The following is an 11,847-nucleotide window of genomic DNA, read 5'->3' on the forward strand; positions in this document are numbered from 1 at the left end:
ACATAATGTCTTTAAAGAATCTTAATCCACGGTTTGGCGTACTGCTGCTGTTTATACTGGCAGCTGGTGTAATACGTATCGTGTTGGGATCAGATGCAACGATGCAACCAATCGCTATGTTTACGCCGGTAGGCGCGATGGCTTTATTTGGCGGCGCTTCTTTTTCACAGAAGTGGAAATCATACGCCTTTCCTTTATTGACGCTGTTCGTTAGCGACATTATCCTGATGCAGGTTTTTCATAAACAATATGCAGAAGGTTTACTGTACAGGGGTTGGGTGTGGAACTACGCCAGCTTTGTACTGATCGTATTACTGGGTCAGCTGTTAATCAAGAAAGCAAGTGTGGCCAATATCCTGATGGGTTCTGCGGGCGCAGCGCTCCTGCACTTCCTGGTATCCAACTTCGGCGTGTGGGTAAGCGGTTCCACCAACATGCTCACCGGTTTACCGTATACCAAAGATGCAGCAGGATTAGCAAGTTGCTATATCCAGGCTATTCCTTACATGTGGTATGTGCTGGTAGGTAACATCATTTACAGCAGCATTTTCTTTGGCAGCTTTGAACTGGTAAAGCGCAGACTGCGTTTTGCCCAATAATATTTTTACATTTGTTTTTTAGAGATTTGGGGCTCAGACAGATGAACACATTTGTCTGACTCTAAATCTCTAAATTATTATAGGGGATTCACTATTTCTCTCTTCTGCATAGCATTTCTGTATTAGCACCCTGGCTACAGTTTAACTGTAATACCCATACGAAAACAAGACATACGAAAATAAATCACAACACATGCGCAGCATTTCACGCAAATTTCAGGTTTCCTTTATTGTAGCAGTATTCGCTATTGCAGGATTAGCCTCCTGTTCTAAAGATAATGAGGCAGAAGTAATTGTACCACAGATTGTAGCTCCGGGCTTAAAAGACGGTAAAGATACCATCTATATCGGCGACAGCCGGGTGTTAAGCCCGCAACTGGCAGAGGTGAAAAATCCTACCTTTCTCTGGCTGGTAAATGGCGTGCAGGTAAGTACCGATTCTACCTATACTTTCACCGCAGCAGAAAGAGGAGATTATACCATCTCTTATAAAATAATTTCCGGTAACGCACTCGCTACCTACTATTACCGCATCAAAGTACTGGGCAAATTTGAAAATGGATTTTTCCTGGTGAATGAAGGTCAGTATGGCAAGGAAAACGGCGACGTGAATTTTTACCGCAATGGGGAAGATTCCGTTTACCAGTACGTATTTAAACGTAATAATCCTGGCAAACAACTCGGTCAAACTACCGACTATGGCGCCATTTACAAGAACAAATTATACCTAGTATCCAAACAGGGCGCCTTTGTAGTAGCAGATCCCGGCACCATGAAAGAAACCGGCCGTATTGATCAGCTGCCGGCTTTTGCCAACTCTTTTTGCGGCGTAAACAGCAGCACCGGTTTGATAGGTACTGCGGATGGTGTGTATCCGGTTAACCTGCAAACACTGGCGCTGGGCACTAAACTGGCCGGCGTAACCGGACAGGTTGGTGGTATGGTAGCAGCAGAAGGCTACATCATCGTAATGTCCGAAACCCAGGGCATGGTAGCGTTGAACAATACCGATTTAAGCGTGGCAAAAATACTGGGCCCTGCAGATGTAGGCTTTACACGCACTCCCGACGGCACAGTTTGGGCCGCCCGCAATAACATGTTGTTTGCCATTAATGCCAACAACCTGAAAATGGATACCGTTACAGTTCCATTCCCGGTATATGGCGCATGGGGCGCATGGAATGCCGGTATGCTGAGTGCATCCACTATTGAAAATGCCGTATTCATTGGTAAAACCAACGCATGGGGCGCTGGTGGCAGGGAAGTATACAAATATGCAGTAGGTAATCCCAATTCCCTGAATGCACCATTTGTAACCATTCCGGCCGGCCGTGAAATGTACGGTGCAGGAGTAAGATACAATCCGGGTAACAATACCATCGTAGTAACAGATGTAAAATCCGGTTATGGCGATAATTATAAAGATAACACGCTGTACATCTATGATGCCAGCAGCGGTAGCCTGAAGAAAAGTGTGAACTTCATGGGCTTCTTCTTCCCGGCAATGCCGTTATTTAACTAATAACTTCCGGTAGTTGGCGTTTACAAAACGCCAACTACCGGAAAAGGCTAAACGCTTTTCTATGCTTCATTTAATTACAGGCGGCGCCCGTTCGGGTAAAAGCAGGTACGCACAGGAGCTGGCCTTATCACAAAGCGCTCACCCGGTATACGTGGCTACCGCCAAAGTATGGGACGACGATTTTGCACAGCGCATACAACGGCACAAAGAAGAAAGAGGACCGGTGTGGGTGAATTATGAAGAAGAACTGTATGTAAGCCGCCTCCCGCTGGACGGGCATACTGTAGTGATCGACTGCATTACCCTGTGGCTTACCAATTTCTTTACCGCACATGATTATCATACCGATAATACCCTCCAGGCCATCCAGGCAGAAATACACGCGCTTCACCAGAAAGCAGGTACTTTTATTATTGTAACCAACGAAATTGGAATGGGCGTGCATGCCGAAACAGAGGCAGGTCGCAAGTTTACAGACTTACAAGGCTGGGTGAACCAGTACACTGCACGTATAGCCGGTACCGTTACGCTAATGGTGTCTGGCATTCCGGTTGTAATTAAAAATGACGCGTAAAAAAATCCCTCATGATGAATGATATCCGGATAACACCCGTATCACCCGGGCTGAGAACTGCCTTACAGGATAAGATAGATCAGAAGACCAAGCCTCCCGGATCGCTGGGAAAACTGGAAGGACTTGCCTTGCAGGCCGGCATGGTACAAAATACACTGACGCCTTCCGTGAAGAATCCCGCTATCATTGTATTTGCAGGTGATCACGGCATTGCGGCGGATGGGCAGGTAAATCCTTTTCCACAAGCCGTTACCGCGCAGATGGTATATAACTTCCTGAATGGCGGCGCTGCTATCAATGTGTTCTGCCGGCAGCATCAGCTGGATCTGACAGTGGTAGATGCCGGGGTAAACCATGAGTTTGCGCCGCATCCGCAACTGAAAGACCGCAAAATGGGCATGGGCACACAAAACTTTCTGCATATGCCGGCCATGTCGCTGGACCAGTGTAAACTGGCTATGCAGGCGGGCGCCGCCGAAGTAAAGCTGCTCCACGAAAAAGATTGCAATGTGATTGGCTTTGGAGAAATGGGTATTGGCAATACCTCCGCGGCGTCGTTGCTGATGAGCCATTTTACGGGCATACCGGTGGCCGAATGCACCGGTGCGGGCACTGGCAGCAATGCGCAGCAACTGGCCCAAAAAAGAGCCATTCTGCAACAGGTAATGGCCAAACATGCATCGCCTCCATCGCCGGAACAGGCCCTCGCTACATTTGGCGGTTTTGAAATTGCCATGATCTGTGGCGCCATCCAACAGGCCGCCGCTTTAAAGATGCTGGTAGTGATAGATGGCTTTATTGTAACTGCCGCTTTGCTGGCTGCCGTGAAAATGCAACCCGCGGTGAAAGACTATTGCATCTTCGCGCATTGCTCTGAAGAAAAAGGACATAAAGCCATGCTGCAATATCTTGAAGTAGCGCCTTTGCTACAAATGGATATGCGTTTGGGAGAAGGTACCGGCGCCGCACTGGCAATTCCGCTGATCCGGAGCGCAGTAGCCTTCCTGGAAGAAATGGCCAGTTTTAACAGTGCACAGGTATCAAACCGTACGATATGAAAAAACAGTGGCAGTTACTGCTAACCGCTATCATGTTCTATACGCGTATACACGTTCCCGTTAATACCCCCTATTCTCCGGAGATGCTCAGTAAAGCTACCCGCTATCTTCCACTGATAGGATGGATAACCGGCACGATTATGATAGGCGTGTTATACGTACTGGGCGGCATTGCCCCGCCGATGGTGAGCATCCTGCTGGCCATCATTGTGGGCGTATGGGTAACCGGCGCTTTTCATGAAGACGGATTTGCAGACATGTGTGATGGTTTCGGCGGCGGATGGACCAAAGAGAAAATCATGGAGATCATGAAAGACAGCCGCATTGGCACTTACGGGATGCTGGGACTGCTGCTGATCATGACGCTCAAGTACCTGTCGCTGCGGGAACTGCCGCTGTATAAAGTTATGCTGGCTATTGCCAGTGCGCAGCCATTGAGCCGTTTTGTAGCGGTAACAGTGGTGTATACCCATAAATATGCCCGTGAAAACGAAGACAGCAAAGCGAAGCCTATCGCCCAGGGCATTTCTTTGCCTGACCTGGGAATAGCCGCCATCTGGGGCTTTATTCCTTTTATTGCAGCGATGATTTACCTGCAAAACTATACCCTGCTGCTCACCATCCCTACTCTGATACTGGCCCGCTGGTACATGGTACGGCTCATGCAGAAGTGGATAGGCGGCTATACCGGCGATTGCCTGGGCGCCGTACAGCAGGTATCGGAAACTGTTATTTATTTATGCTTTTGTATTCTCACATGGAAATATATCTGATCCGGCATACCACGCCGGCAATAGAAAGTGGTATTTGTTACGGTGCTTCCGATGTGGATGTGGCAGGCAGTTTTGATACCGAAGCAGCCCGTATAAAGCCGCTCCTGCCCTCCGGCCCTCTGGAGGTATACACCAGCCCTTTACAGCGCTGTGAGAAGCTTGCTGCCGCCTTATTTGGCAATAATTATATCAAAGACGACCGGTTAAAGGAAATGAATTTTGGCAACTGGGAAATGCTGCCCTGGGATAACATCAGCAAAAATGCTTTAAGCAAATGGGCGGATAACGTGGTATTTGAGCACATTCCGGGCGGAGAAAGCTACGAAGAATTGTATAACCGGAGTATCGAGGTTTTGGAAGAAATAACCGCCTCGGGAAAGGATACAGTGCTGGTTACGCACGGCGGGGTGATTCGCTGTATTGTGGCGCATGTGACTGATACCCCGCTCGTGGATGCGTTCGACATTTCGGTGGATTATGGTCATATTTCGCATTTACAAGTGGAAAACGGGGAAGTAAAAGTGATATTTTCTAATCTGTAAATAATTGTCTTTAAATCAATTATATTAATATTTTTAAATATCTCCCTAAAAAACAAAAAAACTGGTAATTCGTGCTAACTTTATGTTTACATATACCATATATAAAAGCACATAATAAAATCTGTTATAATGACAACATCTTTTCTGAACATCCCGCTTTTGTTTTTGCAGGAAATAGGTATCAAAGAATTACTGCTGATAGCATTGGTAGTATTGTTATTGTTTGGTGGTAAGAAGATACCTGAGCTGATGCGTGGTTTGGGTAGCGGCATACGTGAATTTAAAGATGCCAAAGATGAACCATCAAAGAAAGGAACTAAAGCTGACGCGCCAGACGCCAAAGCGAACTAAATTCCTGTTATAAAAACAAAAGGCAAATTGCGCATTCAGCATGCACGATTTGCCTTTTTTTATGCTTTAGCGGTCGGTAGTCAGGCCGCGATCTGTACTTCTCCTTCGAGGTTTGAAGCACTTTTATTGTTCACTGATTCATATCTTTTTTTAAAATACCAGGCGGATGCTATCATCATCACGATGCCGGTAACAGATACACCCAGTACTGCATCCATAAAAAACTGGCTCCACGACAAAGCCATACCACTGAAGTTTTTAAACAACATCACCAACACACTTCCCAGGTAGCCAAAAGAATCTGCCACATAAATTACAAACCCTACATTGCTTACGTATTTAAACACCGCGATCAAACGTTCAAAGAAAATACAGTTAAACGGAATGTATCCCATATACAATCCCAATCCGGTTAAAGTCATCCACCATACCGGGTCCAGCCGGTGCTGCTTGTATAGTAATGTGCTGATCAATGCTACCAGGAAACCTGTGATCACAATAAAGTGATTCAGCATAAAGGCATGGAAATTATTCTTCACAAATACCAGTAATCCCATAATCACAATGATCGCCAAAGACACAGGAATTTCTGTTTGGGTGAAGATGCCGGCCTGGGTACCATAACCGAGATCTTTCCAGATATCTGCCGCGAAATTATCACGCATATCCCTTAACACCGTGAGCAACACATAGCTGGCAATCAACAACACCAACCCTGGTAAGAAAGTATGGAGAAAAGCTTTTCTTTCCGGTTTATTCATAGGCGCACGGCGTGTTCTCAATTGCTCATCTGCCGCTGTGGGAGGCGGTATCTGTTCCAGCAACAATATGCATATCATGATAGGCACTATAAATACAAGCCCTGTGATAAAAGGCATCCAGTATTCTGTGACGTGCCAGTTCACCACTGTCATTTTTCCCACCGACTTCACAAATCCGGAGGAAAAAATAAAGCTGACCGACAACACCGCTCCCATGAATTCCGTACTGCGCCTGCCTTCCAGGTAACTGAACACCAGTCCCCAGATCATGCCCAGCGGAAACCCGTTAAGAAATAGGAACACGATGTTATACGGCGCCGGCACCACTGCAAAACCCAACAGGGCCAGCCATGCAATTCCTATCAGCACCATAATGCTCTGCGCCCGTTTATTCCCTTTCATTTCCGCGATGAAGCGGATGCCGTAAAATTTACTGCATGCATAACCAATTGTTTGCGTAATTACCAGCCAGATCTTATAATCAATCCCCAGGAAAGTAACACCCTCAAAGATACCCGCTGTAAAGGGTTTACGAAAAGCATACATGCAGGAATAAGTACCAAAGGCCACCAGGGCGGCATACAATGAAAATGTAACATGATGTGCATGCTGCAACCGCTTCTGTATCCAGGTGATATTCAACATCGTAAACAAATGGTTTGGGACAAAGGTGCGGGTCTTATGTAAACACAATGTTAACAAATGCTGAACTTAATGTTAAGTATAGTTAAACATATGTAAACAAACAACGGCCCTCTTCCGGAGGGCCGTTAACTATAAAAAAGGGATTTCAGTTTACTTCAGCAGCCACATATCCGCGTTGATATCATCTGTAGTACCGCCAAACTGGCTCTTCAATGAAGCCGTCCAGTTGATAGTATTGGAAGAGCGATCGGAATCCGGATATTTGAAACGTTTAGGAATAATACCACTGTTACCTGTACCTGAGCCTACACTGAAAGTAGGTACACCGGTTCTTCTCCAGTTGATATAAGCCTCCCAGCCGGAGTTTTCAAAAAAGGCCAGGTACTTCTGTGTGAGGATCTGTGCAAGCCCCTGTGCATTGTTGCCTTTATACTGTACGTTCGCCTGCTTATAATAAACGTTTTCAAAGTCGAAAGGCACATCATAACGTTGACCATTATACGTTTTAGTGATGACGCCCGCAGCTTCAGCCGGGATACCATAAAAAACGAGAGATGCTTTGATTCCTTTTTTATACCAGGCTTCCGCATCTGCAGTAATCCAGCCGCGGTTAGCCGCTTCTGCCAGGTTAAAGCACAGCTCCGGGAACCCAAGCAATACACCAGGCTCAGCTGCATAACTGCTGTAGTAGCGGCTGCGGCTCCGAACAGAATATACAGCATTGTTTACGTCAGACATTTTTGAAGACATATTATCCAGGCTTTCACCAGAAGCGGCGCCCACATAAGCAGTGATATCTGCCGGTGACTTACCCATCTTATTCACCTGTTCGGTGGCCGGTTCCGCAGTTACGTATGCACGCGGATCATTAAACGCTACCAGGGTATTGAGGTAAGTGGCAGACATATTATACCGCGTAGCATCAAAGCCCAGGTTATCCGGATTGGACGGATATTTATTGATGTTGTTGTAGATAAACTGCAGGTTCTGATCAGATGATTCCATCAGTGGATATTTAGCAGGATTGCTAACAATATCTTTAAACTGCTGTGCTACTTTCAGATCGGCATCCGCTGTTTTTTTACTTAAAGTAATGAGCACACGTAAACGGAAAGTATTTACAGCACGCTGCCATTTGCCGAGGTCATTTCCATAATAGAAGTCCCCTTTTAACAGCTGCCCTTCTGCGGTATTACTTTTATCCGGATTGGCAATCTGCTGCCCCAGCTGTGTGTTGGCTTCATCCAGCCATTGCAGGATCTGAACAAAAATTTTCTTCTGTTCATCATATGCAGGCGTCAGATTGTCTTTCCCCTGTAATGCATCTTTCATTGGTAAATCTCCTACCAGGTTGGTCATACGATAAAAGAACCAGGCCCGGAAAAACTTGCCTAATGCCGAATACGGATTCACTGCCTGTCCGCCTAAACGGGTGGCTTCCGCTTCCATTTTCTGCACGTTGGTCATGCTGTAATAACTGTCAAGATCTCCACCGCCCCAGTCGTAACGCTGATCACCATAGTAGTTATAGTTACAGCAGTCGAACTGGTTCCAGCGCATCACATTGCTCCAGGGTTTATCCTTATTCATATCCGCCAGCACACCGCCCAACACCAGGCTGGGAGGAGTTTGTGAAGGCTTGTTGGTGTTGATGGCATAGTCATCATACTTCTTATTACAGCTACTGAGTACAGCACCTGTTAAAGCAATGAAGGTTAATATTTTGAAAGATTTCATACAATACATTGTTTTAAAGTGACAGATCAGAAGCTGAGGTTGATATTAAAGCCATATCTCTTCGTGGTAGGCGTTTGCAGGGTAGAAGAGCCCTGGTCTGCACCCGGATACTGATCGAGATCCACATCTTTATTTTTTGCAAAATAGAGCAGGTTCCTGCCTACAAAAGATATATTGGCTGATCTGATAAAAGAGCCTCTCAGTATGGTCTGCGGCAGCGCATAACCGATAGTTACCTCACGCAGCTTTGCAAATGTTTTGCTGATCAGGTTTGCTTCGTTGGTTCTGTAATACACGCTGATATAATCCTGCAGGAATGTTTTAGTGGTATTGGCTCCATACTGCAGTTTATCGTAGTTGGTAATATTACCGTTGTTATCATACTGGATAGGTACGTTGTTATTCACCACCACGCCCTGGCCCAGGTAAGATTTCACACCTTTATAATCCTGGTAGCGGGCCTCGCCCATCGCGCCTTCTGTAGTAAGGATATTACGTCCGCCACGGAAAGTTTGCTGCTGGATATAATCGATCATGTTGCCACCTACACGGCCGTCGAACTGGAAACTGAGGCTGACGCCTTTATAGCTGAAGCTATTGTTGATACCCCAAACCCAGTCGGCACTCGCGTTACCGAGAAACTGTTGTGTTGGATTCACTACCGGGCGGCCATCTGTACCGTTAATGATTTGTCCGTCGGCAGCTCTTACGAACTTGGTACCGTAAATCTTATCTACGCGGTCACCCACGCCTACAAAGGCATTCAGCTTATCTTCCCCGTCGTAGATCTTTGTATATTTTTCCTGGAAGGTTGACCAGTTAGCGGTGACGTTCCAGTTAAGACCATTTGGATTCCTGAGAGGACTGCCATTCAGGGTTACTTCATAACCTGTTTTACGGGTGTTTACGCCGTTGATCCGGTTCTTTGCATAACCGGTAGAACTTGGAATAATTACATCATAGATCTGCGGGCCATTCTGACTGGTAAAATAAGTACCGTCAATGCCTATACGATTTTTCAGGAAACGGATATCCACGCCTGTTTCCACCACCTTGCTGGCGAATGGCTTCAGGTCAGGATTGGCAATAGTTTGTGAGATATAGGCGCCTGCCTGGTTCTGATAAACCGGGGCAACATTATAGAAAGAAGTGTTGTAAATAGGACCATCATAAGACGACTGGTACTCAGAGCCATATCCCAGCGGGTAAGTAGCCAGCGGCGTAGCGCCGATAGTAGCCTGTGTAAAACCTCCCTTTACGTTAGCATAGGAGCCGCGCAGCTTCAGGAAGGAAACCACTTCCGGCAGTTGTATATAATCTGACAACACGGTACTAACGGCAACAGATGGGTAAGAATACACATTATTCTGTGTCGGCAGGTTAGATGACTTATCGAGACGGTCTGTTAAGGAGATGGTGGCATATTTACCCAGGTCGATATCTATATAACCATAAGCGCTCAACACCAGCATAGGTGCGTAGTAGTTGGTGGCAAATAATGGATCGCGGCTGTTGGCAAATCCGTACCATCCTGGTGCATTCAGGTAACCGGTGGATACGTAGCTGGAGTTATACCGGTAAGAGCGTGCATTACCGCCTACAGAAGCGTGGATGCCGATCTTATTGGGGAAAGTATTGGTATAAGACAACAGTACATCCGTGTTATTTTCAAACATGCTGCGTTTGTCTTCCCGGTAGTCGCCTTTCCCTTCTTCACGGCCATAGGGATGTGCAGAGAAGGGCACTTTTTCGTTCCTCATCAGATCGTAGGTAGTGATCTGTGTGCGGGCCAGCAGTTCCAGTTTATCGCTGAACTTGTAGTTCAGTTTTGCATAGCCGTTTACATCTGTTTTATAGTGTCCGCGTAACCATTCGTAGGTCATGAACCAGGGGTTATGATAGCGTTGGTATTCCGCGTAAATAGATTGGATACCTTCTTTGCCCGGCTGCCAGTAGCTGCGCATGTCATCCATGCTCCAGTCGGCGCCCGCCCATATCAGGGTGTTATAAATAATACTGTTGGGGCCGTAGGTTACATCCGGGAAATTGTTGGAGTACTGGCGGTTATAGTTCATGTAGGCATCCAGTCGTAGCCGGGAGTTGAAGTTATAACCTGCGGAGATATTGAAATTGGTAATGTTCAGCGATGTATTCGGTACAATTCCTTTCTGGTAGGAATGCGACAGGGAGAAGCGCAGATCGGCTTTTTCTGTGTGGGAAGATACCGCGATATTATTGGTGCTGAGCATACCTGTTTGGAGGAAGCGTTGCAGGTTGTTTTTACCGCGGGCGATCCAGGGGGTACCGGTACGTTTACCTGTTGCCGGATCTACCGGGCTATCGTACTGAGGGATGAGCTGACCTTCGAATTTAGGGCCCCATACATCATAGTCGCCGTCGTTGGTTCCACCACCTTTACCATCTACAAAAGCATATTTACCATGATCGCCGGGACCGTATTCATCCTGTACTTTTGGGATGGCATTGAATCCTTTTTCGAACATGGTACTGGAGTTAAAATCAATAGAAAGGCCGCGCTTATCTTTTGTTCCTTTTTTGGTGGTGATCATGATGGCGCCATTGAGGCCACGGGAGCCATATAACGCGGAAGCAGTTACCCCTTTCAGTACGGTATAGCTTTCAATATCATCGGGAGAAATATTCCAGGTATCAGAATTAATGGGCACGCCATCTACTACATACAAACCTATATTATTACCGCGGAGCAATACCAGCGGGGCCGACAGCAGTTCTGCAGAAGCGCCTACCGTGAGGCCGGCCACTTTACCTGCCAAACCATTCACCGGGTTGGGTTCCCGGGCTTTGATCAGATCCGCTCCTTTTACTTCCTGTACAGAATAACCTACTCTTTTTACTTCTTTTCGTATACCCAATGCCGTTACTACTACTTCGTCGAGGGCTTTTTTATCCGGCTGGAGGATAATGGTTACGTCCGAAGCACCTTTCAATGCGTATTGTTCGGGCAGGAAGCCAATAAAACTAACCTGGAGGATGTCGGTACTGGCTGCAGAGATAACAAAGCTACCGGTGGCATCGGTAACAGCGCCGCGATTGGCGCCTTTTACTTTAACGGTGGCTCCGATTACCGGCTGGCGGTCGTCGCCTGCGATAACCTTTCCCGTAATTGCCTGCTGGGCATGTACAGATAGGGTGATGAATAGCAGCAATAACATGGCGCATAGCTGCCTTTTGAGCGCCCGATGTAGATTTGATTGCATGTAAAAGTAGGTTTGGGTAAATTATTTACATGCAAAGTTTAGAATC

The 11,847-nt window shown here is 46.6% G+C and carries 10 protein-coding genes; 7 read left to right on the forward strand and 3 right to left on the reverse strand.

The genetic code is table 11. The features are described from left to right. The first annotated feature begins 5 nt into the window (after positions 1 to 5). From B5Z18_RS19245 to tatA, 7 genes are all read left to right on the forward strand, one after another. Positions 6 to 599, forward strand: coding sequence for a DUF6580 family putative transport protein (locus B5Z18_RS19245; RefSeq protein WP_079471123.1), 594 nt, complete (start codon positions 6 to 8; stop codon positions 597 to 599). Between the two features lie 193 nt (positions 600 to 792). Continuing rightward, the gene (locus B5Z18_RS19250) at positions 793 to 2,121 is read left to right on the forward strand and encodes a DUF5074 domain-containing protein (protein WP_079471124.1); all 1,329 of its coding nucleotides are present in this window, start codon (positions 793 to 795) and stop codon (positions 2,119 to 2,121) included. A gap of 61 nt (positions 2,122 to 2,182) precedes the next feature. Further along, positions 2,183 to 2,695 (forward strand): bifunctional adenosylcobinamide kinase/adenosylcobinamide-phosphate guanylyltransferase, encoded by a 513-nt coding sequence (locus tag B5Z18_RS19255; protein ID WP_079471125.1) that lies wholly within the window; start codon positions 2,183 to 2,185, stop codon positions 2,693 to 2,695. Positions 2,696 to 2,706: 11 nt separating this feature from the next. After that, a complete protein-coding gene (gene cobT, locus B5Z18_RS19260) occupies positions 2,707 to 3,753 on the forward strand; it encodes a nicotinate-nucleotide--dimethylbenzimidazole phosphoribosyltransferase (protein ID WP_235015968.1) in 1,047 nt (348 codons plus the stop codon). Then, complete coding sequence (cobS, locus tag B5Z18_RS19265) at positions 3,750 to 4,526, forward strand: adenosylcobinamide-GDP ribazoletransferase (RefSeq protein ID WP_079471126.1); 777 nt, start codon at positions 3,750 to 3,752, stop codon at positions 4,524 to 4,526. The genes cobT and cobS overlap by 4 nt, the downstream gene beginning before the upstream one ends. Next, a complete protein-coding gene (cobC, locus tag B5Z18_RS19270; RefSeq protein ID WP_159454361.1) occupies positions 4,511 to 5,068 on the forward strand; it encodes an alpha-ribazole phosphatase in 558 nt (185 codons plus the stop codon). The genes cobS and cobC overlap by 16 nt, the downstream gene beginning before the upstream one ends. Positions 5,069 to 5,197: 129 nt before the next feature. Next, positions 5,198 to 5,419 carry a twin-arginine translocase TatA/TatE family subunit gene (gene tatA, locus B5Z18_RS19275; RefSeq protein WP_079471128.1) on the forward strand — a complete coding sequence of 74 codons (222 nt, stop codon included), beginning with the start codon at positions 5,198 to 5,200 and terminating at the stop codon, positions 5,417 to 5,419. An 80-nt stretch (positions 5,420 to 5,499) separates the two neighbouring features. Here tatA and B5Z18_RS19280 read toward each other — a convergent pair whose 3' ends face one another. The 3 genes from B5Z18_RS19280 to B5Z18_RS19290 all read right to left on the reverse strand — a co-directional run bounded on the left by B5Z18_RS19280 (position 5,500) and on the right by B5Z18_RS19290 (position 11,801). After that, the gene (locus tag B5Z18_RS19280) at positions 5,500 to 6,825 is read right to left on the reverse strand and encodes a DUF5690 family protein (RefSeq protein ID WP_079471129.1); all 1,326 of its coding nucleotides are present in this window, start codon (positions 6,823 to 6,825) and stop codon (positions 5,500 to 5,502) included. A 150-nt stretch (positions 6,826 to 6,975) separates the two neighbouring features. Beyond that, the gene (locus B5Z18_RS19285; RefSeq protein WP_079471130.1) at positions 6,976 to 8,562 is read right to left on the reverse strand and encodes a SusD/RagB family nutrient-binding outer membrane lipoprotein; all 1,587 of its coding nucleotides are present in this window, start codon (positions 8,560 to 8,562) and stop codon (positions 6,976 to 6,978) included. Positions 8,563 to 8,588: 26 nt separating this feature from the next. Beyond that, positions 8,589 to 11,801: a SusC/RagA family TonB-linked outer membrane protein gene (locus B5Z18_RS19290; RefSeq protein WP_079471131.1), complete on the reverse strand. Its 3,213-nt coding sequence runs from the start codon at positions 11,799 to 11,801 to the stop codon at positions 8,589 to 8,591. Positions 11,802 to 11,847: the final 46 nt, after the last annotated feature.

Source organism: Chitinophaga ginsengisegetis (assembly GCF_900168065.1).
GTDB lineage: Bacteria > Bacteroidota > Bacteroidia > Chitinophagales > Chitinophagaceae > Chitinophaga > Chitinophaga ginsengisegetis.